Annotated in this window: 29 protein-coding genes; 13 read left to right on the forward strand and 16 right to left on the reverse strand. The window is 66.3% G+C overall.

The window, feature by feature from the left end; all coding sequences use genetic code 11:
- Positions 1–356: 356 nt before the first annotated feature.
- Together LK535_RS15015 and LK535_RS15020 are read right to left on the reverse strand one after the other, a co-directional pair.
- Positions 357–794, reverse strand: a complete 438-nt coding sequence (locus LK535_RS15015; protein ID WP_227772739.1) for a phasin family protein — start codon at positions 792–794, stop codon at positions 357–359.
- A 164-nt stretch (positions 795–958) separates the two neighbouring features.
- Positions 959–2,677, reverse strand: a complete 1,719-nt coding sequence (locus LK535_RS15020; RefSeq protein WP_227772740.1) for a PHA/PHB synthase family protein — start codon at positions 2,675–2,677, stop codon at positions 959–961.
- A gap of 112 nt (positions 2,678–2,789) precedes the next feature.
- On the opposite strand from LK535_RS15020, the gene LK535_RS15025 reads away from it, so the two are divergent.
- The 5 genes from LK535_RS15025 to thiD all read left to right on the forward strand — a co-directional run bounded on the left by LK535_RS15025 (position 2,790) and on the right by thiD (position 6,920).
- The gene (locus LK535_RS15025) at positions 2,790–3,998 is read left to right on the forward strand and encodes an LL-diaminopimelate aminotransferase (RefSeq protein ID WP_227772741.1); all 1,209 of its coding nucleotides are present in this window, start codon (positions 2,790–2,792) and stop codon (positions 3,996–3,998) included.
- 31 nt (positions 3,999–4,029) lie between these two features.
- Positions 4,030–4,809, forward strand: coding sequence for a sulfite exporter TauE/SafE family protein (locus LK535_RS15030; protein ID WP_227772742.1), 780 nt, complete (start codon positions 4,030–4,032; stop codon positions 4,807–4,809).
- A gap of 99 nt (positions 4,810–4,908) precedes the next feature.
- On the forward strand, positions 4,909–5,352 hold the full coding sequence (locus LK535_RS15035) for an acyl-CoA thioesterase (RefSeq protein WP_227772743.1): 444 nt from the start codon (positions 4,909–4,911) through the stop codon (positions 5,350–5,352).
- Positions 5,353–5,362: 10 nt separating this feature from the next.
- Positions 5,363–5,587: a DUF1272 domain-containing protein gene (locus LK535_RS15040; protein ID WP_227772744.1), complete on the forward strand. Its 225-nt coding sequence runs from the start codon at positions 5,363–5,365 to the stop codon at positions 5,585–5,587.
- Positions 5,588–5,651: 64 nt separating this feature from the next.
- Positions 5,652–6,920, forward strand: a complete 1,269-nt coding sequence (gene thiD, locus LK535_RS15045; RefSeq protein WP_227772745.1) for a bifunctional hydroxymethylpyrimidine kinase/phosphomethylpyrimidine kinase — start codon at positions 5,652–5,654, stop codon at positions 6,918–6,920.
- A 38-nt stretch (positions 6,921–6,958) separates the two neighbouring features.
- Here thiD and LK535_RS15050 read toward each other — a convergent pair whose 3' ends face one another.
- The 5 genes from LK535_RS15050 to rpmF all read right to left on the reverse strand — a co-directional run bounded on the left by LK535_RS15050 (position 6,959) and on the right by rpmF (position 9,999).
- Positions 6,959–7,360: a MerR family transcriptional regulator gene (locus tag LK535_RS15050; RefSeq protein WP_227772746.1), complete on the reverse strand. Its 402-nt coding sequence runs from the start codon at positions 7,358–7,360 to the stop codon at positions 6,959–6,961.
- Positions 7,357–7,659, reverse strand: a complete 303-nt coding sequence (locus LK535_RS15055; protein WP_227772747.1) for an integration host factor subunit alpha — start codon at positions 7,657–7,659, stop codon at positions 7,357–7,359. The genes LK535_RS15050 and LK535_RS15055 overlap by 4 nt, the downstream gene beginning before the upstream one ends.
- A gap of 85 nt (positions 7,660–7,744) precedes the next feature.
- On the reverse strand, positions 7,745–8,713 hold the full coding sequence (locus LK535_RS15060; protein WP_227772748.1) for a beta-ketoacyl-ACP synthase III: 969 nt from the start codon (positions 8,711–8,713) through the stop codon (positions 7,745–7,747).
- Positions 8,710–9,741: a phosphate acyltransferase PlsX gene (plsX, locus tag LK535_RS15065; RefSeq protein WP_227772749.1), complete on the reverse strand. Its 1,032-nt coding sequence runs from the start codon at positions 9,739–9,741 to the stop codon at positions 8,710–8,712. The genes LK535_RS15060 and plsX overlap by 4 nt, the downstream gene beginning before the upstream one ends.
- Positions 9,742–9,819: 78 nt before the next feature.
- Positions 9,820–9,999, reverse strand: a complete 180-nt coding sequence (gene rpmF / locus LK535_RS15070) for a 50S ribosomal protein L32 (protein WP_088333810.1) — start codon at positions 9,997–9,999, stop codon at positions 9,820–9,822.
- Positions 10,000–10,193: 194 nt separating this feature from the next.
- On the opposite strand from rpmF, the gene LK535_RS15075 reads away from it, so the two are divergent.
- Positions 10,194–10,631 (forward strand): MAPEG family protein, encoded by a 438-nt coding sequence (locus LK535_RS15075; RefSeq protein WP_227772750.1) that lies wholly within the window; start codon positions 10,194–10,196, stop codon positions 10,629–10,631.
- A gap of 47 nt (positions 10,632–10,678) precedes the next feature.
- Here LK535_RS15075 and LK535_RS15080 read toward each other — a convergent pair whose 3' ends face one another.
- The 4 genes from LK535_RS15080 to hisG all read right to left on the reverse strand — a co-directional run bounded on the left by LK535_RS15080 (position 10,679) and on the right by hisG (position 13,478).
- Positions 10,679–10,855 carry a DUF4169 family protein gene (locus LK535_RS15080; protein WP_227772751.1) on the reverse strand — a complete coding sequence of 59 codons (177 nt, stop codon included), beginning with the start codon at positions 10,853–10,855 and terminating at the stop codon, positions 10,679–10,681.
- Positions 10,856–11,311 (reverse strand): transcription antitermination factor NusB, encoded by a 456-nt coding sequence (gene nusB, locus LK535_RS15085; protein WP_227772752.1) that lies wholly within the window; start codon positions 11,309–11,311, stop codon positions 10,856–10,858.
- A 215-nt stretch (positions 11,312–11,526) separates the two neighbouring features.
- Positions 11,527–12,816 carry a histidinol dehydrogenase gene (gene hisD, locus LK535_RS15090; RefSeq protein WP_227772753.1) on the reverse strand — a complete coding sequence of 430 codons (1,290 nt, stop codon included), beginning with the start codon at positions 12,814–12,816 and terminating at the stop codon, positions 11,527–11,529.
- Positions 12,813–13,478, reverse strand: coding sequence for an ATP phosphoribosyltransferase (gene hisG / locus LK535_RS15095; RefSeq protein WP_227772754.1), 666 nt, complete (start codon positions 13,476–13,478; stop codon positions 12,813–12,815). The genes hisD and hisG overlap by 4 nt, the downstream gene beginning before the upstream one ends.
- 46 nt (positions 13,479–13,524) lie before the next feature.
- Between hisG and LK535_RS15100 the strand changes: the two genes are divergently transcribed.
- Positions 13,525–14,625 carry a DUF2332 domain-containing protein gene (locus LK535_RS15100; protein ID WP_227772869.1) on the forward strand — a complete coding sequence of 367 codons (1,101 nt, stop codon included), beginning with the start codon at positions 13,525–13,527 and terminating at the stop codon, positions 14,623–14,625.
- A gap of 36 nt (positions 14,626–14,661) precedes the next feature.
- Here LK535_RS15100 and LK535_RS15105 read toward each other — a convergent pair whose 3' ends face one another.
- The 3 genes from LK535_RS15105 to LK535_RS15115 are packed head-to-tail and all read right to left on the reverse strand — an operon-like array spanning position 14,662 to position 16,320.
- Complete coding sequence (locus LK535_RS15105) at positions 14,662–15,564, reverse strand: pirin family protein (RefSeq protein WP_227772755.1); 903 nt, start codon at positions 15,562–15,564, stop codon at positions 14,662–14,664.
- Positions 15,554–16,033, reverse strand: a complete 480-nt coding sequence (locus tag LK535_RS15110) for an NUDIX hydrolase (protein WP_227772756.1) — start codon at positions 16,031–16,033, stop codon at positions 15,554–15,556. Before LK535_RS15110 ends, LK535_RS15105 begins: the two co-directional genes overlap by 11 nt.
- Entirely contained in the window at positions 16,030–16,320 is a 291-nt protein-coding gene (locus LK535_RS15115) for a BolA family protein (RefSeq protein ID WP_227772757.1), read from the reverse strand. The genes LK535_RS15110 and LK535_RS15115 overlap by 4 nt, the downstream gene beginning before the upstream one ends.
- Before the next feature lie 39 nt (positions 16,321–16,359).
- Here LK535_RS15115 and LK535_RS15120 point away from each other — a divergent pair, with 39 nt between their 5' ends.
- From LK535_RS15120 to LK535_RS15130, 3 genes are all read left to right on the forward strand, one after another.
- A complete protein-coding gene (locus LK535_RS15120) occupies positions 16,360–16,947 on the forward strand; it encodes a DnaJ domain-containing protein (protein ID WP_415837151.1) in 588 nt (195 codons plus the stop codon).
- Positions 16,948–17,057: 110 nt separating this feature from the next.
- Positions 17,058–17,396, forward strand: a complete 339-nt coding sequence (gene clpS / locus LK535_RS15125) for an ATP-dependent Clp protease adapter ClpS (protein ID WP_227772871.1) — start codon at positions 17,058–17,060, stop codon at positions 17,394–17,396.
- Positions 17,397–17,415: 19 nt separating this feature from the next.
- Positions 17,416–17,706, forward strand: coding sequence for a hypothetical protein (locus LK535_RS15130; protein WP_227772758.1), 291 nt, complete (start codon positions 17,416–17,418; stop codon positions 17,704–17,706).
- Positions 17,707–17,749: 43 nt separating this feature from the next.
- Here the strand turns inward: LK535_RS15130 and pyrC are convergent, their stop codons facing one another.
- Positions 17,750–18,802 carry a dihydroorotase gene (gene pyrC / locus LK535_RS15135; RefSeq protein ID WP_227772759.1) on the reverse strand — a complete coding sequence of 351 codons (1,053 nt, stop codon included), beginning with the start codon at positions 18,800–18,802 and terminating at the stop codon, positions 17,750–17,752.
- Between the two features lie 50 nt (positions 18,803–18,852).
- On the opposite strand from pyrC, the gene LK535_RS15140 reads away from it, so the two are divergent.
- A complete protein-coding gene (locus LK535_RS15140) occupies positions 18,853–19,578 on the forward strand; it encodes a YgfZ/GcvT domain-containing protein (RefSeq protein ID WP_227772760.1) in 726 nt (241 codons plus the stop codon).
- Between the two features lie 240 nt (positions 19,579–19,818).
- Here LK535_RS15140 and LK535_RS15145 read toward each other — a convergent pair whose 3' ends face one another.
- On the reverse strand, positions 19,819–20,640 hold the full coding sequence (locus LK535_RS15145; protein WP_227772761.1) for an LD-carboxypeptidase: 822 nt from the start codon (positions 20,638–20,640) through the stop codon (positions 19,819–19,821).
- Between the two features lie 71 nt (positions 20,641–20,711).
- Between LK535_RS15145 and LK535_RS15150 the strand changes: the two genes are divergently transcribed.
- Complete coding sequence (locus tag LK535_RS15150) at positions 20,712–22,121, forward strand: glutamate ligase domain-containing protein (protein ID WP_227772762.1); 1,410 nt, start codon at positions 20,712–20,714, stop codon at positions 22,119–22,121.
- A gap of 31 nt (positions 22,122–22,152) precedes the next feature.
- Positions 22,153–22,407 carry a DUF6356 family protein gene (locus tag LK535_RS15155; protein ID WP_227772763.1) on the forward strand — a complete coding sequence of 85 codons (255 nt, stop codon included), beginning with the start codon at positions 22,153–22,155 and terminating at the stop codon, positions 22,405–22,407.
- Positions 22,408–22,431 lie beyond the last annotated feature (24 nt).

Genomic DNA, 22,431 nt, shown 5'->3' on the forward strand with positions numbered 1-22,431 from the left:
ACCGTCGGCCCGCTGACCTCGAACGGATCCTGTTAAAGCTCGTCCGCGATGTCTGGGATGCTTCGGGTATGCCGTAGAGGCGTACGGGGGGCAGGGCCGTCGCGTTCGCGACTGAAGCACCTGCATCTAGTGCTACTGCCGTCGGGCGCCCCGGGGATCTCAGACCCGCGACGCGGGCGTCCTCGAGCATGGAAGCGAAAGGCGCCCGGGTGGCGGCGAGAGGCCACCATAGACGCCATGCCCGAACGAACGTCACCCCGGGCCTGAGCTGGAGTCCCGCTCACCTCCGCCGTGGCGAAAGGAGCGGGACCCCCGATCAGATCCGGGGTGCCAGAGCTTCTGAAATCAGATGCCGCTCAGGCGGCGGTCTTTGCCTTCTCGACCGCCATGGCGACGCGGTTCGAGATCGGCTGGGCGATCTCGCCGGCCAGCTTCAACGCCGTCTCCGTGGAGCGCGAGGTCTCGGCAACGAACGCGTCGAACGACGCACGGGCGAAGTCGCTCTGCAGCTGGAACAGCTCGGCTGGCGACTTGACGCCGCTCAGCAGGCGGAACGCGCCGGTCGCGCTTTCATAAGAGGTCTTGAGATAGCTGGCGGCGTTCTGCCCCATCTGCTCGAAGCCCTTGGCAGCGATCTTCGAGGATTCAACCACGGCTTCAAGGTTCGCCTTCTGGAAGGCGTTCATATCCTCGAACGCCTTGGCGCTCTGTTCCATCTGCGCCTTGGCACGCTCGTTCGCCTGAGCGAAGATCGCCTTCGTCTGTTCGGTCATCGACTGAAATGCTTCGACCATTATCCGTTCCTTCGCGCTGCGGACCGCCCCTGCAGGGAGGGCGTTCGTTAAGGGCGGTCTCGTGCGGGATAATCGCCTGCCGCCTTATGCTGATATGCTGCGGTGCAAAATAATATGCGGCAAGCTATTGTTCAAGCACATTGTGCGGTGCAGCATGACGGTAGTTATCGCGCCCGCACGTAGCTGCCCGGCGCGTCTTCAAGAGCCGGTAGCGCGCCAGCGCCGGGCACGCGGGCGCCGTCCGCCGGAACGGTGGCTCCGCCCTGCCGCCGCAACCAGGCGAGCCAATGCGGCCACCAGCTGCCCTTGGTCTCGGTGGCACCGCTCACGAACTCCGTGAAGGAAGCCACCGGCGCAGTGTTGGTCCAATATTGATATTTGCCGGCGGACGGCGGGTTCACGACTCCGGCGATGTGGCCGGAACCGGCGAGCACGAACTCGATCGGACCTCGGAAATGCCGGGTGATTTCCCAGACGCTCTCCGCCGGCGCGATATGATCCTCGCGCCCCGCCTGCACGAAGCATGGGGTGTCCACCTTGCCGAGGTCCAGCGGCGTGCCGTCGATCGTGAGCGCGCCGGGCGAGACCAGCAAATTGTCACGATACAGGTCGGTCAGATAGCTGTGATGCCATCCGACGGGCAGGTTGGTGGTATCTCCGTTCCAGTGCAGCAAATCGAAGGGAACGTAATCGTTGCCGAGCAGGTAATTGTTGGTGACGTAGTTCCAGATCAGGTCGCGCCCGCGGAGCAGATTGAACGTCGCGGCCATGTAGCGGCCATCGAGATACCCCTCCGGCGACAGCGAGGCGAGCAGCTGCAATTGTTCGTCGCTGATGAAGGTCTTCAGGTCGCCGGCACTTCGAAAATCCACCTGGGCGGTGAAGAAGGTGGCGCTCGCCACCTTTGCGGCCTCGCCGCGCGCGGCGAGCAGTGCAAGCGTGGCGGCAAGGGTCGTGCCCGCGACGCAATAGCCGATCGTGTGAACCGACGGGACGGCGAGCAGGTCGCGGATCACGTCCACCGCCTCGACTTGCGCCGAGATATAGTCGGCCCAGACGACATCCTTCATCGATGCATCCGCCGATTTCCAGGACACCATGAAGACGCTGATCCCCTGATCCAGGCACCATCGGATGAAGCTTTTCTCCGGCGTCAGATCCAGGATGTAGAAGCGGTTGATCCACGGCGGGAAGATCACCAGCGGGATGGCCAGCACCTCGCTGGTCGTCGGCGCGTAGTGGATCAGCTCGAACAGGGGCGTGCGATGGATCACCTTGCCCGGTGTGGTGGCAAGGTTCCGGCCAAGCTCGAACGCGTCGGGCGGGGTGTGAGTCATTTGCCCGCGACCGATGTCGGCCAGCATGTGCTGCAGGCCCTTCAGCAGATTCTCGCCGCGCGTCTGCAGCGTGCGTTCGATCACTTCGGGATTGGTGAAGGGGAAATTGGTCGGGCTGATCGCATCCACGAAGCCGCGCATGGCGAAACGAAGCTGCGCCCGCTTCGTGTCGTCGACACCCTCCAGTGTGTCGACGCTGCGCAGCAGGTGATCGGCGAGCAACTGGTAGGATTGGCGGATCCAGGCGAACAGCGGGTTCTGGTGCCAGGCGGGGGCGGTGAAGCGCTTGTCGATGCGCCCTCCACCAGGCTCCGGCGCCGGCGCGGATGGGGCGCTCGCAGCGAGGAACTGCTGCCACATCGACAGGCTTTCGGACCAGAAGTCGCCCGTTTTCGCGGCGCCGCCGTCCCCGCCCGCCGCCTCATCCTTCGGCCGGGCGTCCAGCATCGCGAGCCCCTGTTCCAGCATCATCTGCTGCGCACGGCCGATCACCCATGTCCAATGCTGCAGATCGGCGAGGTTCGGCGGCGGGGGCTGGTCGGTCATCTGATCCTCTCCGCGCGTCACCATAGCGTGGCTATACGTGGGCGATAGTCCTCGCCTGCTTTCGCTGCGGCGGCGCAGGGTCTATGCCACCGACTCCGCAACCGAGGTTCGCATGTCCGACGAATTCTACCGCATCAAGCGTCTGCCGCCCTATGTCATCGCCGAAGTGAATGCGATGCGGGCCCAGGCGCGCGCGGCCGGTGAGGATATCATCGATCTAGGCATGGGAAATCCCGATCTGCCGCCACCGCCGCATGTGATCGCCAAGCTGGTCGAAGTGGCGCAGAAGCCGGATGCGCATGGCTATTCCGCATCCAAGGGCATTCCCGGCCTGCGCCGTGCCCAGGCGAATTATTACGGCCGCCGTTTCGGCGTGGACGTCGATCCCGAAACCGAAGTGGTGGTGACCATGGGTTCGAAGGAGGGGCTGGCCAGCCTCGCCACGGCTATCACTGCGCCTGGTGACGTGATCCTGGCGCCAAATCCGTCCTATCCCATCCACACGTTCGGCTTCATCATTGCGGGCGCGACGATCCGCGCGGTGCCGACGACGCCGGATGACCGTTATTTCGAAAGCCTGGAACGGGCGATGGCGTTCACCGTACCGCGGCCGAGCGTTCTGGTGGTCAATTACCCATCGAACCCGACCGCCGAGGCGGTGGACCTTTCCTTCTATGAGCGGCTGGTTGCCTGGGCGCGGGAGAACAAGGTCTGGGTGATTTCAGACCTCGCCTATTCTGAGCTGTATTACGACGGCAATCCGACGCCTTCGATCATGCAGGTGAAGGGCGCCAAGGATGTGGCGATCGAATTCACCTCGCTCAGCAAAACCTATTCCATGGCGGGCTGGCGGATCGGTTTCGCCGTCGGGAACAAGACGCTGATCGCGGCGATGACCCGCGTGAAGTCCTATCTCGATTATGGTGCCTTCACGCCCATCCAGGCCGCCGCCTGTGCCGCGCTGAACGGCCCGCAGGACATCGTGGATCAGAACCGGAAGCTTTACCACAAGCGCCGCGACGTGATGGTCGAAAGCTTCGGCCGCGCGGGCTGGGATATTCCAAGCCCCCGCGCCAGCATGTTCGCCTGGGCACCGCTGCCGCCGGCGCTGGCGCATATGGGCAGCCTGGAATTCTCCAAGCAGCTGCTGACCCATGCCAAGGTCGCAGTGGCTCCTGGCGTCGGCTATGGCGAAAACGGCGAGGGCTTCGTGCGCATCGCCATGGTCGAAAACGAGCAGCGGCTGCGCCAGGCCGCGCGCAACGTGAAGAAGTATCTGGCCAGCATGGGCGTGAACGTGCCTGCGCGGAACGCCGGTTGATCGCGACGTTGCCGCCCGCCACGGGCCTCGCATGACCGGCTATGATCCGCTCTATTCCCTCGCCGGAGTCCTGGTGGGGATGCTGGTGGGATTGACCGGCGTCGGCGGCGGCTCGCTGATGACGCCGCTGCTGGTGCTCGCATTCGGCTTTCATCCGGCGACTGCGGTGGGCACGGACCTGATCTATGCTTCCGCCACCAAGACGGTGGGCGGGGCTGTGCACGGGTTGCGCGGCACGGTGGACTGGAAGATCGTTCGCCGCCTGGCTGCCGGGAGCCTGCCGGCCGCCGCCCTGACCCTGCTGGTGCTCAGCCGCAGCGCGGACCGGGGTAAGGACAGCGGCGCGACAATCGCCTTCGTGCTTGGCCTGGCTTTGGTGGGGACCGCCGCGGCCACCTTCTTTCGCGGGAGGATCGTTGCGGCGATTGGCCCGAAGTTTCGAGGGATGGCACCGCGCACGCTTGGCGTGTTGACGGTGGCGCTTGGCGTGGTGCTCGGCGTGCTGGTCTCGCTCACCTCGGTTGGGGCAGGGGCGCTGGGCATGACCGCGCTCCTGCTTTTGTATCCCACAGCGCCGGTCAGCCGTCTCGTTGGGTCCGATATTGCGCACGCGGTGCCGCTGACGCTGATTGCCGGCATTGGCCATTGGTGGCTTGGCTCAGTTGATGTGATGCTGCTTCTGTCGCTTCTGGCGGGTTCGATCCCTGGCATTGTGATCGGCAGCCTAGTCGCCTCGCGCGTGACGGACCGCGTGCTGACGCCGATCCTTGCGGCCACGCTGGCGGTGGTCGGGCTCAAGCTGATCCTGTAGGTGCTTCCCGCTCGTTTCGGACCCTGGCCGTAGAAGGGCTGCGGCGCCACGCTCGCGCCCGTTGTCCCGACCGGCCTATCAAGATTCAGGACTGAACCCATGCCCCGTCCCGGCTTTTCCTTTTCGACCGCGTTCAAGGTGCGTTATGCGGAGATCGACGGCCAGCGCGTCGTCTTCAATTCGCGCTATCTCGAATATGCCGATGTCGCCGTGACCGAGTTCTGGGAGTGGACCGGGATCGCCGACGCGTTGGGCGATACGTGGCGTGAGATGGAGTTTCACGTCCGCCGCGCAAATGTCGATTATCTGAAGCCACTCATGCTGGGTGATACGGTGGATACGTCGGTGCGGATCGAGCGGATCGGCTCATCCAGCCTTACCAAGCGGTTCGAGATCGCCAACCAGCACGGCGAATTGTGCAACATCATCGAGTTGGTGAGCGTGAACGTCCATCTGCCGACCGGCCGGCCGGTGCCGATCGAGGGGGAAGTGCGCAGCTTCCTGGAAGCCCTGATGGTGGCACAGCCCGATCGGGTGGCGTAAGGTAGCCGCCATGCTGGAAATGCGCCCCGACTGCGAACGCTGCGGTACCGATCTGCCGGCCGATGAGGGCGGCGCGTTCATCTGTTCGTTCGAATGCACCTTTTGCGCGGACTGCGCTGAGGCGCTGGACGAACGTTGCCCGAATTGCGGGGGCGAGTTGCTCGACCGGCCGGCGCGAGTTGGGGCCGCGCTGAAGAAGCATCCGGCATCGACCAAGCGACACTTTCAGGGCTGACGGACCGGACGGCTGACGCACCGGCCTGCTTGCGGGCCGGTGCAGGGACGGGCATGCCGCTGGCGTGCCTGTTGACGTAACCGCCGCTTCTACCGCAGCCCCCGCGGGAGCCCTGCGCACCAGCCGCATCCTGATCATCGCCGGATCGGATTCTGGCGGCGGCGCTGGTATTCAGGCGGATATACGCACGGTCACGATGCTGGGCGGCCATGCAATGACTGCGATCACGGCGCTGACCGCGCAGAACACGCTGGGCGTGCAGGCCGTGCATGCCATTCCGGCCGCCATGGTGGTCGAGCAGATGCGCTCTTGCCTCCATGATATTGGCGCCGACGCGGTGAAGATCGGGATGATCGGATCGGCTGAGACCGTTCACGCTGTCGCCGACGTGCTGGAGCCGCTGGGGCAGGCCGGCGTGCCAATCGTGTTCGATCCGGTGATGATCGCGACCTCGGGTTCCGTGCTGGCCGACCCGGAGACCATCGGTGCCTTCGCCCGGCTGATGCGGGTGGCGACACTGATTACCCCCAACGCCCCGGAACTGGCCGCGCTGACGGGCCGGGCGGTGGAAACGGCCAGTGATGCGATGGTGGCCGGCCGTGATCTGGCGCGCGAGACTGGCGCGGCAGTGCTGGCGAAGGGCGGGCATCTGACGCTCGGCGCGGCAGAGCAGGCGCGGTCGAGGGAAGCGGACGCGCGTGATCTGGTCGCGGATCATCTGATCCTCCCCGACGGCACGGACAGGGTGTGGACCGACCCGCGCATCGAATCGCAACATACCCATGGCACGGGCTGTACGCTCGCCAGCGCGGTTGCGGAGGGGCTTGGCCGTGGCCTGACGCTGGCCCACGCGATTGCACGGGCGCGGTGCTTCGTCCGGGTTGCGCTCCGCGAAGCGCCGGGCCTGGGTGCCGGCCATGGTCCGATGGGGCACCAGCGGGTGCGGCTGGACTGCGATATCGGCGGCGCAACGCCCAATCACGTGACGCTGCCCGCCGATGATCACGCCGCCAGCATATCCTTCTATCGGGCGCTTGGCCTGACCATGATCGTGGAAAGCGCCGGCCGCTACGCCCGGTTCGAGAGCGTCGGGGGAACCACCCTCTCGGTCGAAGCTGTGGACGAAATTGGTGACAGGCCCGTCATCTTCGTCGAGGTCGCGGACCTTGACCGCGCGGTCGCTTCAGCACGCGCGCAAGGAATTGCGGTTGCCGATCCGCGCGCGGAGCCTTGGGGCTGGCGCGAGGCGCGACTGACGGATCCGGCGGGCAACAAATTGTGCCTGTATGTCGCGGGTGAGGAACGGCGCTTCCCGCCGTGGCGGCTCGTCTGACGTTGCTGCCGCCCCGACGTTCGGGGCAGCTGCTTTCGTCAGGCGGCGTCCAGCGCCTGCTCCAGCCGATCGCGAATAGCGCGTAGAGCCGCGACCATATCGGCGGAGGGCTTCGCCGGTGCCGCTGGCGGTTGGGCGATCGCGGGCGTTTCAGCCTCTGGCGCAGGCGACGGCGCCATCTTGCCGCCGCGGCCTTCCGCCGCCAGCAGCTTCTGCACGCCCTTCACCGTATAGCCTTCGGTTCCCAGCAGACGCTGGATACGCTCGATCAGCGCGACGTCGGCCGGGCGATAATAGCGACGGTTGCCAGCCCGGGTGACCGGGCGAAGTTCGGGGAAGCGCGTTTCCCAGTATCGCAGCACATGGGGGGCGACGCCGGTCGCGGTCGCCACCTCCCCAATGGTGCGAAAGGCACCTTCAGACTTTTCGTTAACGCTCACGCGCCTGCATTGACGATGCGATCGCGCATCATCTGGCTGGCCCGGAAGGTAAGCACACGACGCGGTGCGATCGGCACTTCGACCCCGGTCTTGGGGTTGCGACCGACCCGCTCGCCCTTGTCACGCAGGACAAAGGTGCCGAAGCCGGAGATCTTCACGTTTTCGCCACGGGCAAGCGCACCGCAAAGCGATTCCAGAATCTGTTCCACCAACCGGGAGGAATCAGCGCGTGACAGCCCCACTTGGCGATGCAGCGATTCCGCCAGATCGGCCCTGGTCAACGTGCCAGCATCACTCATGTGTAAACTACTCCCCGCCGCTTATTGCGTCAGGTTATCATCAATATGCGGGAATCGGAAGGCGCAACTGGCAACTCGCCGCGTCTCAGAACCGGACGACGGCGGCACCCCAGGTGAAGCCGCCGCCCATCGCCTCCAGCACGACGATCTGGCCGGGCTGGATACGCCCGTCGCGTACCGCGGCATCAAGCGCCAGCGGCACCGACGCGGCCGAGGTGTTGGCGTGCTGGTCCACCGTCATCACCACCTTTTCGGCGGGCAGGCCAAGCTTGCGCGCGGTGGCGTCGAGGATGCGCGCATTGGCCTGGTGCGGCACGACCCAGTCGACATGATCAGCGGTGAGGCCGGCGATCACGAGCGATTCCTCCATCACCGCAGCAAGGTTGACCACGGCGTGGCGGAATACTTCGCGGCCCTTCATGCGCAGCTTGCCGACGGTCCCGGTAGTGGAAGGACCACCATCGACATAAAGCAGGTCGTTATGCCGGCCGTCTGCATGAAGGCGGCTGGCAAGGATGCCGCGGCCGTCGGCTTCTTCGCTTTCCTGCGCTTCCAGCACGATGGCGCCGGCGCCGTCGCCGAACAGCACACAGGTGGTGCGGTCTTCCCAATCAAGAATGCGGCTGAAGGTTTCTGCCCCGATCACCAGTGCGCGGCGGTGTGCCCCGGCCCGCAGCATGCTGTCGGCGACCTGCACGGCGTAGAGAAAGCCGGAGCAGACTGCTGCGACGTCGAACGCGACGCAGTCGTCGATGCCGAGCATCGCCTGCACCTTGGTGGCGCTCGACGGAAAGGTCTGGTCAGGCGTGGCGGTGGCAAGAACGATCAGGTCGATGTCCTGCGCGTCCACGCCAGCGCTCACCAGCGCGACCGTCGCCGCGTCGCGCGCCAGGGTGGCGGTGGTTTCCTCCGGGCCGGCGATGTGGCGGAAGCGGATGCCGGTCCGCTCGACGATCCACTCGTCGGTGGTGTCGACCATCTCGGCCATCTCGGCGTTCGAAACGCGCCGCGCCGGCAGCGCCGATCCGGTGCCGGTGATGACGCTGCGAATCATGCCGCCTGCCTCTCGAAGTTCCTCAGATCCTCGGCGATGCGCCGGGTCAGATCCGCCCGCACCATCTTGGCCGCAACGCCAATCGCCGTCGCCACGCCGAGTTCGTTTGCGCCGCCATGGCTCTTCAGCACCAGGCCGTTCAGGCCCAGGAAGACAGCGCCGTTGTGATTATTGGGGTCCAGCCGGTCGCGCAGCAGCTGGGTTGCGGGGCGCGAGATCAGGAAGCCGATCTTGGAGCGGATCGAACTGGTGAACGCGCGTTTCAGCAAATCGGCGACGAACCGAGCGGTGCCCTCCGCCGTCTTCAGCGCGATGTTGCCGGAGAAGCCGTCGCAGACAACCACGTCATGCGCGCCGCGCGACAGCCGGTCGCCTTCAACAAAGCCGGTGAAGGTCATCGGCAGGTGCGATGCGTTGCGCAGCACGGCAGCAGCGTCGCGGATCTCCTCCGTGCCCTTCTGATCCTCGCTGCCGATGTTCAGCAGCGCCACACGCGGACTTTCGAGATCCATGGTGACGCGAGCATAAGCCGCACCCATGACCGCGAACTGAACAAGGTTCTTGGTCTCCACCTCGGTATTGGCACCGAGATCGAGCATGACGAGATCGTTCTCGCCCAGTGTCGGAAGCAAAGCTGCCAAGGCAGGGCGATCGATGCCGGGCATGGTGCGCAGCGCAAGCTTCGCCATCGCCATCAGCGCGCCGGTGTTGCCGGCCGAAACGGCGGCGGCAGCGCGGCCTTGCTTCACGCAATCAATCGCGACGCCCATCGAGGTCGTCTTGGCACGACGCAGCGCCTGACCAGCCTTTTCGTCGCCCGATATGACATCGGGCGCGTGGACGATCTCGGCATTTTGGCTGAGATTCGGGTGGCGCTTCAGGCCGTCGCGAATCGCTGCTTCATCACCGACGAGGAGAAACTTCATCTCCTCGAATTGATGACGCGCACGCGCGACGCCCGCCAGCATGACCGCCAGCCCCTCGTCGCCGCCCATCGCATCGACGGCGATCCAGGAACTATCGGCCATGACGGGACGATCTCCGTGCTCTAGTCAGCGTAACCGAATCTCCGGCGGGCACGCGTGTGCGGCCCACCGCAGACGGCGTCAGCCCTCGACCGAGATGACCTCGCGGCCATTGTAGTGGCCGCAGGACGTGCACAGGTTGTGCGGACGGCGCAGCTCACCGCAGTTCGGGCACTCCTGGAACGCCTCGACCGACAGTGCGTCATGGGCGCGGCGCATGCCACGACGGGAGGGAGAAGTCTTTCGCTTGGGGACGGCCATCGCGGCACCTTGATCAATATTGTTCTAAACAAATACGATTGGCCCGACGACGATCAGCGCAGGCCGGAAGATCACCGGCCGCGCCGGGCAGTCGGGCGCATCGCGAAGACCCGCGCCTATAGCGGATCGCGCGGGCGTTGCAAGCGGCGTGGCAGGCTGGCAGGCTCCCTTGCAACAAAAAGGGGGAGGATAGGATGGTGTTGCCAGTCACGCTCGTCATCGCTGCGGCCTGCGCGGTGATCAACATCTGGCTGGCCGTGCGCTTGGTGCGCGGGCGGCTGAAGGGCAAGGTGATGGTCGGGGACGGCGGCGATCCCGCGATGCTCTCCGGCATGCGCGCTCATGCCAATTTCGTCGAATATGCACCAATCGTGCTGATCCTGATGGCCTTGATCGAGCTCGCGCGTGGGCCGCAGGTGGCGCTGTGGATCATCGGCGCGGTGTTCGTCGTCGCGCGAATCGCTCACCCGCTGGGCATGGGGCGGTCCGCGCCCAATCCGATGCGGGCGGGCGGCGCCATGGCAACGTGGATCGTGACGCTCGTGCTCGCCGGCTGGGCGCTGGCGATCGTCCTGGGCGGTGAGAGCACGAGCAGCTTCACGATTGCGCCTGTGGAAGCGCCGCGCGGCTGACCACGGCGCCCGTTGCCGCTGCGCCGCCGGGTAACGGGCCAGCGGGATCAGTCTTCGCGCTTTACCCCGTCGAGCAGGCGATCGTGTCGCGCGGCCTCTGCAACGGCTGCCTCACGTTCCGCCTTGGTCCGACCGAAGGCGAGGCGATTCGCGGCGGCCTTGTCCTGGGCGTCGGCGCGAGCGCGGGCTTTTCGGGCTCGCCGCAGGTTGATCACCTCCCCCACTTAGGGGCGCACCTCGCGAGCGATTCCGTCGAGCAGGCCATTCACGAAGCCGGCCTCGCGCCGCTCGTAGAAGGCGTGGGCGACGTCGACATATTCGCTGATCACCGCGCCCTTCGGCACGTCCACGCGCGACAACAATTCATAGGTGCCGGCACGCAGGATCGCCTTCATCGGCTTGTCGAGCCGGTCGAGCGTCCAGCCACTGGCCAGCTTGCTTTCGATCAGCTTGTCGATCTCGCCGATCCGGGCGTGGGCGCCGGTAACGATATCGTCGAAGAAGGCGACGTCCGCTTCCGCATATTCGGCGCCTTCGATGGTCGCGCCTATGCGGTGGTGGTGGAATTCATGAAGGAGGGCCTGCATGGCCGTGCCCTCCATCTCATGCTGGTAGAGCGCCTGGGTGGCGGCGAGGCGCGCGGCGGCGCGGGCCTTGGAACGAGCAGCGGTACGGGACATGGCGGCCGCCCTTACGCGGATGGGCGCGGATCGGCCAGTCCCTCGACGCAAGCCCGCGCGAGGCAGCAATGCTGCGGGCGGCGTGTTTGTATGCACGAAAGTGAATCATTCCGGGCCTGCGCCGGCCTCCCAGAGGAGCTGCGAGTCGCGATCGCTGGTCTCCCCGGCCGGAGCGCCCGCGACATCATGGATGCTCGGCTCTCTGGATCGGTGATTTACTTCCGAAGCCGCAGGGCCACCGATTGCGCATGCGCCGGGAGACCCTCCGCCTCGGCCAGCGCCACCGTTGCGGGACCCAGCTTCGCCAGCGAATCAGCGTCGAGCTGAAGAAAGCTGGTGCGCTTCATGAAGTCGGTCACGCCCAGCCCGCTGGCGAATCGCGCGCGCCGTCCGGTGGGCAGCACGTGGTTGGGTCCGGCGACATAATCGCCGATGGCTTCGGGCGTGTGCCGGCCAAGGAACGCTGATCCGGCGTGGCGCAGGAGATCGAACAGCGGCTGCGGATCGTCGACAGCAATCTCGACGTGCTCGGGGGCCAGCGCGTCCACCAGCGGCATCGCTTCGACCAGGTCGCGCACGATCACGATCGCGCCGCTACGATCCCAGGCGATCCGTGCAGTTTCACGCGTCGGCAGGTCGTCCAGCTGCCGCTCAACCGCAGCCACGACTGCGTCGGCGAAATCGGGCGAATCGGTGAACAGGATCGATTGGGTGGTCACGTCATGCTCGGCCTGGCTGAGCAGGTCGGCGGCGATCCAGTCCGGATTGTTGGCCCCATCGGCGACCACCACGATCTCGCTCGGGCCAGCCACCATGTCGATGCCAACCACGCCATAAACCTGGCGCTTGGCCTCCGCGACCCAAGCGTTGCCCGGCCCAGTGACCACATCGACGCGGGCGATCCGGTCGGTGCCCCAGGCGAGCGCGGCGACTGCTTGGGCGCCGCCGACCCGCCACACCTCGTCTGCGCCGGCCAGATGCGCAGCGGCGAGGACCAGCGGGTTGATCGCGCCTTTGGGCGTCGGCGTCACGACCACAAGCCGCTCCACACCCGCAACCTTGGCGGGGATGGCGTTCATCAGCAGCGTGGAAGGATAAGCCGCCCGGCCGCCGGGAACATAGACGCCGGCTGCATCCACCGCCCGCCACCGGGCGCCGAGGCGCACGCCGGCCGCATCGGTGAACTCGGTATCGGCGGGACGCTGCTTTTCGTGATAGGCACGGATGCGCGTTGCCGCGAGCTCAAGCGCTTCGCGCAGCACCGGGTCCAGCGCCTCGAACGCGGCCGCGCAGTCCGACAGCGGGATCATCCAGCCGCTCTCGTCCAGGTCATGGCCGTCGAGCTTTTGCGTGAACGCCTTCAGCGCGGCATCGCCCTCATCGCGCACGCTGCGCAAGATGGTGGAGACGTCACGCGCCACGTCGGCGTCCGATTCGCGGCGCGCATCCACCAGCGCGGCGAAATCGCGCGCGAAGGATGGATCGGCGGTGGAAAGGCGGATCATGCCGCCAACGCCTCATTCACGGCGCGGCGGAACGCCTCCACCAGCGGCACCACCAGCCCGGCCCGCATCTTCATGGCCGCGCGGTTGACGATCAGGCGGGACGATACTTCGACGATCGTCTCCACCTCAACGAGGCCGTTTTCCTTCAGCGTGCGACCGGAGGACACCAGATCGACGATGCGCGGCGCAAGACCAAGCATCGGCGCCAGCTCCATCGCCCCGTTCAGCTTGATGCATTCCGCCTGCACGCCGCGGTTGGCGAAATGCTGGGCGGTGAGGTGGGGATATTTGGTGGCGACGCGCACATGGCTCCAGCCGCGCGGGTCATCCGCCTCGGCCAGTTCCTTCGGCTCTGCGACCGAGAGGCGACAGTGGCCAATGTTGAGGTCCACCGGCGCATATAGTTCGGAATAGGCGAATTCGCCGAGCACGTCGGAACCGACGATGCCCAGCTGCGCCGCGCCGTGTGCGACGAAGGTGGCAACATCGAACGCGCGTACCCGGATCAGCGCGATGGCCGGATCTTGGGTGGCAAAACGAAGGGCGCGGCTGTCCTCATCGAAGAAAGCAGCTTCGGGCACGACGCCAGCGGCGGCGAGCAGGGGCTGCACCTCGGCGAGGATCCGCCCCTTGGGTACGGCGATGACGAGCGGTTCGGCCATGGTGGCGGGCTTTACGCACGGGCCGGAACAGGCGCAACACGTCACCATGGGCAGCGAAGCAGAGAACCGCGAGTCGTTTCACGTCCAGGCGGCCTATTGCGAGGCCATGGCCGCGCCGATCACGGCGCGCGTCTGTGTTGCGCTGGCCGATGCGCTGGATTGCGACAGCGAGACCGGGCGGCGGGTGCTCGACTGGTCGGGAGAGCCGGTGGCGGATGCGCTTGTCCTGCGCCTGGTCGGCGGACTCCATGCGCTGCATCGGCGCGGGGGCGACGCAGGGCTCGATCGGGTCTTCACCGGGGCAGTCACGGATGGGGCGGAAGTGACCGCGATCTTGCGATCGGTGGTGCGGGCGCATGACGCAGCATTGCTGCCGTGGCTGGACGGCCCGCCGCAGACGAATGAAGCGGGGAGATCAGCCGGGTTGATGACCGGGCTGCTCCATGTCGCGGAGCGATACGGCCCCGAGATGGATCTGCTGGAGATCGGGTCGAGTGCCGGGCTCAACCTGCTGATTGATCGCTACGCCTTCGATCTTGGCGGAATGCGGCTGGGGCCGATCGATTCGCCGGTCCTCATCGCGCCGGAATGGCGTGGTCCGCCGCCGCCGGACGCCGCCATGACGATCCGCTCGGTCCAGGGCGTCGACATCGCGCCGGTCGACGTGGCCGATCCAGACCAGGCGGAGCGGCTGGCCGCTTACGTGTGGGTGGACGCTGCCGAGCGCCTCGAGCGTATCGAGCGCGGTATCGCCATGATCCGCGCGCATGGCGTGTCGCTGGCGCAGGGGGATGCAGCGGAGTGGGTGGAGGCGCGGCTTGCCGAACCGCAACCCGCCGGGACGACCCGCGTGCTGATGCACTCCGTGGTCTGGCAATATCTTCCACCTGCATCACAGGCCCGCATTCGCGAGGCGATGGACGCGGCCGGCGCGCGCGCGACGCCGGAGCGGCGGCTCGCCTGGGTGATGATGGAGCCCAACCGCGATCTTCACCGCCACGAAGTGCGCGTACAGACATGGCCCGGCGATCGACCGATGGAGCTGGTGGCGCTCACCCATGCACATGGTGCCTGGGTAGAGGCTTTGTCCCCGCCCTATGAAACGCGCGACTATGTGATGCGGCGCGGCCCCTACGAGCGGGATTGAGGAGCGGGCCGAACGCGTCCGGCCCGCCCGTGCCAGTCAGGGGTAGCTCACTGTGTTCGGCTGACCGGGGATGGGGATCCATTCAATTTCGTCACCGGGCACGACCGGGAATTCGCGCGCCATCCAGGCCCGCTTCGCTTCCTGGATCCGCTCGCGCGAAGAGCTGACGAAATTCCACCAGGCATGGCGCGGCGTTGCAAAGGCATCGCCGCCCGCCAGCATCGCGCGCGCGCCGCCGCTGGAGCGCAGCATCGCCGCGATGCCGGGGCGAAGAACGTACAGCCGCTGCGGCTCCAGCGGCACGCCCTCCAGGGTGGCGTCTCCCTCCACCAGATAGATCGCGCGCTCGTCCGCCTCCGCGTCGATGGGCACGCTTGTGTTCGGGCGAAGCAAAATGTCGGCGTAGATCGTGCCGGCATAAGTGGTGGTCGGCGCAGCCTGGCCCCACAGACTGCCCATGATGACACGGGCGCTGACGCCGCCGTCGCTGATCACCGGCAGGTCACCGGCCGCGACATGCTCGAACGCGGGATCGATCTCCTCGCGCCCATCCGGCAGCGCAAGCCACGTCTGGATGCCCGACAGCGCCGGCCCGCCGGGCCGAACGTCTGCCGGGGATCGCTCCGAATGAACGATGCCGCTGCCCGCCGTCATCAGGTTCACCGCGCCAGGCTGGATGGTGATCGCGGTGCCCAGCGAATCGCGGTGTCCCATCGCGCCTTCGAACAGATAGGTGACGGTGGCGAGGTTGATGTGCGGGTGCGGGCGCACGTCGATGCCCTGGCCCGGTGGCAGGTGTGCGGGGCCCATCTGGTCGAAGAAGAGGAACGGGCCGACCATCGTTCGTTCGCGATGCGGCAGGGTACGGTGAACCTTGAACCCGCCGATGTCGTGGGTCGCTGGCAGCAGCGTCAATTCGATCAGTTCGTCACGCGTCATGGTCCGTTGCCTCCAGCATCGCGAGTAGATCGTCGGGATAGATCGTTTCGTACCAGCCGGCGATCTCGTCCCGACGGAACCATCGCCATTTCGTCATCACCCGCTGCTCCAGCTCGGTATGGCCGGATGGGTCGATGTCGCCAACGTCCACATCGACGCGGAACCAGCGTTCGTCCGCTGTCACTTCGACGCGTTCGATGGTGAGAAAGTCGACCTGCCGCCGGGCCACTTCAGGGCCGGGATCTGCGCGAATGCCGGTTTCCTCGAACAATTCGCGCCGGGCCGCCTCGGCATAGCTTTCGCCCGGGTCGACCGCGCCGCCCGGCGTGCACCAGAACGGCGCGCGATCGTCGCCGGGGGCGAAGCGGAACAGGAGGACATCGCCGTTCCGGTTGACCAGCAGGATGCGCGCTGCCGGCCGCGCGACCCGGGCGATTAGCGGTTGCCCGGCGGCGCCCGCGCTGCTCACCGCGGCTCGCCGGGCGCCAGGGTTTTCATGGCCAGCGCGTGGACATGGTCGCGCAGCAGATCGGCGAGGGCCTGATTGATCAATCGCTGTCGCGCAACCCGGTTAAGCCCTGTAAAGACGGCACTTTCCACGACGACGCGAAAGTGCGATTCGCCCGATCCGTCGTCCCCGGCATGGCCGCGGTGATGCGCGCTTTCGTTGATCACCTCGAGGTGTGTCGGTTCGAGCGCCGAGGCGAGGCGGGCGGTGATGGCTTGCTGAACGGGGCCGGTGGAAGGCGTGGTCATCGCGCCTATATAGTCGGTTTTGCTGGGGATGTTCTGATTTTGGCAAAGGATCGGCCGAACGCGCGTTTTCACGGGAGGATCGAGGGCAACCGGCCGTGCGAAGCGCCCGGATGCGAGGCGGCTGGCGAGTTCCGCGCCCCGCCGCTGGAAGGCCCGGGGGGCGATGGGCCCGGCACCTATCGCTGGTTCTGCCTCGACCATGTCCGCGCGTTCAATTCGAGCTACAATTACTTCGACGGCATGACGGCGGAGGAAATCAACCGCGCGCAGCGGCCGATGGCCGGCTGGGAACGGGAGACTCGCGCCTTCGCCCGTGCCGGTGGCGGTGATCAGGGGCCGCGCTGGGCCGATTTCGCCGATCCGCTGGATGCGATCGGCGCGCGGTACCGCCGCGAAGTCGCGCCCGAACGTACCGATGGCAAGCCGCTGTCGGGACAGGACCGGGCGAGCCTGAAGGTGCTGGGCCTCGCGCCCGACGCCGACCGCACCGCGCTGCGCAAGCGGTACAGCGAATTGGTGCGAAAATATCATCCCGACCGGAACGGCGGGGATCGCAGTCATGAGGGAATGTTGCAGAAGGTGATTGCCGCGTATCAGCAGTTGCGGCAGGCGCCGGCCTTCGCCTGAGCGGCGGAATTCGGCAGAATTCTGTCGTGCGGCGGCAATGCTGGGCCCTTGCCCTCGATAGGCGACGTGCCATATTTCAGGCGGTGACGATGACCAGCTTTCAGATCGACATGGCGGAACGACGGGAGGACGGCGGTCGCGAGGATGGCGGCGGCACCGGCGTTGGCGTGGCGACTCGGACCCGCGCCAAGGTCAAGGAGCCGACCCCGTATCGCGTCCTGATGCTCAACGACGATTATACGCCGATGGAGTTCGTGGTGCTGTGCCTGCAGCGCTTCTTCCGCATGAATGCCGAGGAAGCGACCCGGGTGATGCTTCACGTTCACCAGAAGGGCGTCGGCGTGTGCGGCGTGTTCAGCTACGAAGTGGCGGAAACCAAGGTGGGGCAGGTGATGGATTTCGCCCGTGCCAACCAGCATCCGCTGCAATGTACGCTCGAAAAGGCCTGATCGCCCCCGGGCGGCCGCTATGATCCTGGCATTGTTGCTTGCCGCGGCGGCTCCCGCGGCTGCGGAGCGCGACGCCTGGTACGCGTGCCTTGAGGATTTCACGCAGGTCGCGATGGCGAGTTCCGGTACGCCGGCGACCATCGCGCTCCAGACCGAACGGGCCTGTGCCGCGGAGCGGAAGGCGTTCCAGATCGCACTGTTCCGCTCCCGCACCGTGGACGGCGATGCCGGGGCGCTGACGGCACGCTTCGCCGCCGAGGACCGTTCCGCCTACGAATATGTGATCGCTCTGGTCGATCGCCTGCGCTGACCGGCGGCGGTCGCCGGCTCTAGTGAAGGCGGCGGGCGCCTGCTCAGGCCACCATTCGCCAGCCGAGCGTTTCCCCGGCATGGAACGGGACCACGGATAGTGCATCATCGCCGATCCGGTCAGGTACGCGCACCTCGGTGCGCTTGAGCGTCACCGTGCCTTCGTTCAGCGGCAGGCCGTAGAACCGTGCGCCATTCTCGCTGGTGAACGCTTCGAACCGATCCAGCGCGCCTTCCTCGTCGAACACCCGCAGGTAGCTTTCGAGCGCAAAGGGCGCGTTGAAGATGCCGGCGCAGCCGCAGGACGATTCCTTGGCCTCCACGACGTGCGGCGCGCTGTCCGTGCCGAGGAAGAACTTGGGCGACCCCGACACTGCCGCCTGACGCACGGCGAGACGGTGCATCTCGCGCTTGGCGACGGGCAGGCAGTAGGCATGGGGGCGAAGGCCGCCGTCGAAGATCGCGTTGCGATTGATCAGCAGGTGCTGCGGCGTGATCGTCGCCGCGACATTGGCGGGTGCTTCGGCGACATATTGCGCCGCCTCGGCAGTGGTGATGTGCTCCATCACGATCTTCAGCGCGGGAAAGTCGCTGACCAGCCGCCGCAGGATACGATCAATGAACACCGCTTCGCGATCGAAAATGTCGATGTCGCGATCGGTCACCTCGCCGTGGATCAGCAGCGGCATGCCGATCGCCTGCATGCGCTCCAGCACGGGCGCGAGCGCGAAGATGTCAGTCACGCCGTGCGCGGAGTTGGTGGTCGCATGCGCGGGATAGAGCTTGCACGCGGTGAACACGCCCTCGGCATGGGCGGCAGCAATCGCGTCGGCATCGGCCTGATCGGTCAGGTAACAGGTCATCAGCGGCGTGAAGCCGGCATCCGCCGGCCCGCTATTCGCCGACAGGGCGGTGAGGATCCGATCGCGATAGGCGCGCGCCGCATCGGCGGTAGTCACCGGCGGGGTCAGGTTCGGCATGATGATGGCGCGGGCGAACTGGCGCGCGGTGTGCGCTGCGACCAGCTCCAGCATCGCGCCGTCGCGCAGGTGGACGTGCCAATCGTCGGGGCGGCGGATGGTGATGCGGTCGGTCATGCGGGTCCTGCGATGCTTGGAATGCGCGCGCGATCCCCTAGCTTGTCGGCATGACTGATGCCACCACCCCTGCAACGACCCTGATCGACCGCGCCGTGATCCGCCTTTCTGGGGAGGACGTGCGCGGCTTCCTGCAGGGATTGGTGACGAACGACGTTACGGGCCCGCTGCCGGTCTGGGCTGCGCTGTTGTCGCCGCAGGGCAAGGCGCTGTTCGATTTCATCATCTGGGGAGAAGGCGACGACTTGCTGCTCGACTGTGAAGCCGAGCAGGCGGACGCGTTGGCCAAGCGGCTGACGCTGTATCGCCTGCGTCGTCCGATCACGATTGCGCGCGATCAGACGCTGGCTGTCCATTGGTCGCGAGAAGGCGAGCGGGGGGTATCCGATCCGCGTCTGGCGGCGCTGGGTCGCCGGTGGATCGCGCCAGCGAGCGGGACGGCAGCGGAGGGCTGGGTAGCCCATCGCTTGTCGCTCGGTGTCACGGAGGGCGTGGCGGAGCTCGGCAGCGCAGAAACGCTCTGGCTGGAGTGCAATGCCCGCGAACTGAACGGCGTCAGCTTCATCAAAGGTTGCTATGTCGGGCAGGAGAATACGGCCCGGATGAATTACCGCTCGAAGGTAAACCGGCGCCTGGTAGTCGCTCCGATAAGCGAGCCGGGCAGCCGCACCCGCGCGACCTATCCGGAGCTCGGCCTGATGGTGGAGCATCGCCGCATCGAGTCGCTCGGCGATGCGCTGATTCCCGCATGGCTGGCCGGGGCGCTCGCGGAGTAGACGGACCGGAACTTCCCGCCCGCCCGTCATCCCCGCGCAGGCACGGATCCATATGCGCCGGTCTCGCGAGAGCGCTCTATGTCAGCTCATGGATTACCGCCTGTGCGGGGATGACTCGCGGTGATTGCCCACCCAGCACCGCCGGCCCTCAGCTTGTCGAAGACCGTACCCACAGGAAGGCGCATCGTGAAATGCGCGTGCTACAACAGGCGCAGCGGCCGCTGATCTTGCGCGCACGCATCACGCCATTCCGAACGGCACCACCCGATTGGTTTGCGTATGGCCGATTTCCGCTTGCCCCAGGAACGGCACGCCCATGTCGCGGCACCAGCGCTCGATCATCACCGACAGCGTCTCACCCCAGGGCGGGTTATTGTCCTTCACCCCAGTCACCGCGCCCAGCCGCACGCCGGCAATGCCGCGCAGCTGCGTCGCGTTCGCCATGGTGAAAAGCAGCCTGTCGATGTTGTACATCGGCTCCGACACTTCCTCGATCAGGATTTCGTGGTCGGTGAGGTCCGGCAGCCAGGGCGTACCGATCAGTGCGCCCAGGATAGCCAAGTTAAAGGCCGCGGCCGGGCGCTTGCCAAGCCCCGGCTCCAGTCCCTGGCGCTCGCCCCGCGCGATCCAGCCGAGCGATCGTGCGACCGTTGCATCGCCCCCGCCGGCGCTGCGCAGAATGTCGGTCGGCATCGGTCCATGCGCCACCCGCCCGATCCGGCGGGCGTAAAGCGCGCCCAGCATGAATCCCATGTCGGAATAGCCGACATATTTCTTGCGCCGTGCCGCATTGTTCAGCCGCGGCATGACGTGATCGAGGATCCTGTTGGACCCATAGCCGCCGCGCGCGAACCAAATCGCCTCGAACCCCGGGTCATTGGCGAATTCGAGAAAGGCGGCCGCACGCCGCGCGTCCGGCCCCGCGAAATGGCCGTCGCTTTCCCAGCATTGCGGATGAAAGATCAGCTCGACATCGGGATAGGCAAGGGCGGCGTAAGCGGTGAGCGGCGCCACCATCTGCGGGTTGGCCGTGTTCGCTGGCGCGACGATCCCGATTTTCATGAGGGCCCGATCTTCATACGTGTCGCCGCCTTCGCCTTGCCCGAATACGCCGGCGGCGATAGCCCGCTGCCATGCAGGACGGCAACATCGCAGGACAATCCTTCTTCTTCGTGGGCGTGGGAGGCTCCGGGATGATGCCGCTGGCGATGATCCTCGCCGGGCGCGGCGCAGTCGTTGCCGGATCCGATCGCGGGCTCGATCAGGGGCGGGTGCCGGCGAAGTTCGCGGATCTGGAGGCAAAGGGCGTGCGCCTCTTTCCGCAGGACGGCAGTGGGATCGTGTCGCCCGACCAGATCGTCGTCGCCTCCGCCGCGGTGGAAGCCACGGTGGCCGACATGGTGGCGGCGGACCGGCTCGGTTGCCGCCGGATGAGCCGCGCGGAGCTGAACGCTGCCCTGTTCAACGCCAGCCGTTTGCCGATCGGCGTGGCCGGGACCAGCGGCAAGTCCACCGTCACCGGGATGATCGCGCGCATCCTCCACGATGCCGCTCTTGATCCGACCGTAATGAACGGCGCCGTGATGAAGGATTTCGCCGGCGCGGATCGCCCTTTTGCCAGCGCGCTGGTCGGGACGGGCGAACCCTATGTCAGCGAGGTGGACGAAAGCGACGGCTCCATCGCCCTGTACGCGCCGTGCATCGCAGTGCTGAACAACGTCAGCCTGGATCACAAGTCGCTGGAGGAGCTGAACGTCCTGTTCGGCGATTTCATCGGCAAGGCGGCTCATGCCATCGTCAATGCCGGCAACCCCGATGCCGCCGCCCTGGCGATGCGCTTGCCGCGTGATCGCGTCACGACCTTTGCGCTGAACGGCGAGGCCGATCTGACTCCGCTCGATATTGAGGAGGAGCCATTTGCGGTCTCTTTCACCCTGCGTGGCACGCGCATTCGGCTGAATGTGCCCGGCAAACACAACGTCGCGAACGCGCTGGCGGCAATCGGTGCAGCGCTGGCGGCGGGCATTGCGTTCGATACGGCAGCAGCCGCGATCGCCCGCTATACCGGGTTGAAGCGTCGATTTGACCTCGTCGGGGAGGCGGGCGGCGTCGCGGTGATCGACGATTTCGGGCACAATCCCGACAAGATCGCCGCTACCCTGGCGACACTCCACGCCTTTCCCGGCCGTCTGCTCATGCTGTTCCAGCCGCACGGCTACGGGCCCCTGAAAACCATGCGAAAAGAGCTGGTTGAGACCTTCGCTCAAGGCCTCGGCTCGGACGATCTGCTTGTCCTGCCGGATCCGGTTTACCAGGGCGGCACAGTGACGCGGGAGGTGACCAGCGGCGACATCGTCAACGATATTGCCATCGGCGGCGGCAACGCCCGCCACATTGCAGACCGCGGCGCTGCCGCGGCGCACCTTGTTGCGAATGCGCGTGCTGGCGATCGCATCGTGGTGATGGGCGCCCGCGACGACACCTTGCCGCTGCTGGCGGCGGAGATGGTGGCGCAGCTCGGTGCGCGTGATACTATCGCCTGAACGACGACGAATTCACTAGGGAACCCTTCCTATGCTGCGCCGCCTGTTCCTCGATCATCCCGCCTCGGTCGGGGAGAGCTATGCCGAGCATTTCGGCGTTGCCTCACGCTTTGGTGCCCGGATGATGGCGGGCGGTGTCGGTGCCCTGGTCCACGCCGTGCTGCCATTTGCGTTCAAAACCACCGGCAGTCGCACCATCGCTGAGCTGCATGCCGAGATGGTGGCCAAGCGAACGGCGAAGCGGGACGCCGAAACGCAGCTCAAGACGGTCGAATATGTGATCTGACGAGGGTGGGCCGGGTGGCTCGGC

Source organism: Sphingomonas sp. IC4-52 (genome assembly GCF_020707225.1).
In the GTDB taxonomy this organism is placed as follows: Bacteria; Pseudomonadota; Alphaproteobacteria; order Sphingomonadales; family Sphingomonadaceae; genus Sphingomonas.

Excerpts from the sequence above, each read along its gene's own strand:
- LK535_RS15020 (WP_227772740.1), bottom strand. The coding sequence starts at position 2,677 with ATGACCGACCAGCCCCCGCCGCCGAACCTCGCCGATCTGCAGCATTGG.
- LK535_RS15145 (WP_227772761.1), bottom strand. The coding sequence starts at position 20,640 with ATGAAAATCGGGATCGTCGCGCCAGCGAACACGGCCAACCCGCAGATG.
- LK535_RS15155 (WP_227772763.1), top strand. The coding sequence starts at position 22,153 with ATGCTGCGCCGCCTGTTCCTCGATCATCCCGCCTCGGTCGGGGAGAGC.
- pyrC (WP_227772759.1), bottom strand. The coding sequence starts at position 18,802 with ATGACCGACCGCATCACCATCCGCCGCCCCGACGATTGGCACGTCCAC.
- LK535_RS15105 (WP_227772755.1), bottom strand. The coding sequence starts at position 15,564 with ATGACGCGTGACGAACTGATCGAATTGACGCTGCTGCCAGCGACCCAC.
- LK535_RS15035 (WP_227772743.1), top strand. The coding sequence starts at position 4,909 with ATGCCCCGTCCCGGCTTTTCCTTTTCGACCGCGTTCAAGGTGCGTTAT.
- LK535_RS15100 (WP_227772869.1), top strand. The coding sequence starts at position 13,525 with ATGGGCAGCGAAGCAGAGAACCGCGAGTCGTTTCACGTCCAGGCGGCC.
- LK535_RS15115 (WP_227772757.1), bottom strand. The coding sequence starts at position 16,320 with ATGACCACGCCTTCCACCGGCCCCGTTCAGCAAGCCATCACCGCCCGC.
- LK535_RS15130 (WP_227772758.1), top strand. The coding sequence starts at position 17,416 with ATGATCCTGGCATTGTTGCTTGCCGCGGCGGCTCCCGCGGCTGCGGAG.
- LK535_RS15015 (WP_227772739.1), bottom strand. The coding sequence starts at position 794 with ATGGTCGAAGCATTTCAGTCGATGACCGAACAGACGAAGGCGATCTTC.
- LK535_RS15040 (WP_227772744.1), top strand. The coding sequence starts at position 5,363 with ATGCTGGAAATGCGCCCCGACTGCGAACGCTGCGGTACCGATCTGCCG.
- rpmF (WP_088333810.1), bottom strand. The coding sequence starts at position 9,999 with ATGGCCGTCCCCAAGCGAAAGACTTCTCCCTCCCGTCGTGGCATGCGC.
- LK535_RS15075 (WP_227772750.1), top strand. The coding sequence starts at position 10,194 with ATGGTGTTGCCAGTCACGCTCGTCATCGCTGCGGCCTGCGCGGTGATC.
- nusB (WP_227772752.1), bottom strand. The coding sequence starts at position 11,311 with ATGTCCCGTACCGCTGCTCGTTCCAAGGCCCGCGCCGCCGCGCGCCTC.
- LK535_RS15030 (WP_227772742.1), top strand. The coding sequence starts at position 4,030 with ATGACCGGCTATGATCCGCTCTATTCCCTCGCCGGAGTCCTGGTGGGG.
- LK535_RS15060 (WP_227772748.1), bottom strand. The coding sequence starts at position 8,713 with ATGATTCGCAGCGTCATCACCGGCACCGGATCGGCGCTGCCGGCGCGG.
- hisD (WP_227772753.1), bottom strand. The coding sequence starts at position 12,816 with ATGATCCGCCTTTCCACCGCCGATCCATCCTTCGCGCGCGATTTCGCC.
- hisG (WP_227772754.1), bottom strand. The coding sequence starts at position 13,478 with ATGGCCGAACCGCTCGTCATCGCCGTACCCAAGGGGCGGATCCTCGCC.
- LK535_RS15055 (WP_227772747.1), bottom strand. The coding sequence starts at position 7,659 with ATGAGTGATGCTGGCACGTTGACCAGGGCCGATCTGGCGGAATCGCTG.
- LK535_RS15150 (WP_227772762.1), top strand. The coding sequence starts at position 20,712 with ATGCAGGACGGCAACATCGCAGGACAATCCTTCTTCTTCGTGGGCGTG.
- clpS (WP_227772871.1), top strand. The coding sequence starts at position 17,058 with ATGGCGGAACGACGGGAGGACGGCGGTCGCGAGGATGGCGGCGGCACC.
- LK535_RS15025 (WP_227772741.1), top strand. The coding sequence starts at position 2,790 with ATGTCCGACGAATTCTACCGCATCAAGCGTCTGCCGCCCTATGTCATC.
- LK535_RS15140 (WP_227772760.1), top strand. The coding sequence starts at position 18,853 with ATGACTGATGCCACCACCCCTGCAACGACCCTGATCGACCGCGCCGTG.
- plsX (WP_227772749.1), bottom strand. The coding sequence starts at position 9,741 with ATGGCCGATAGTTCCTGGATCGCCGTCGATGCGATGGGCGGCGACGAG.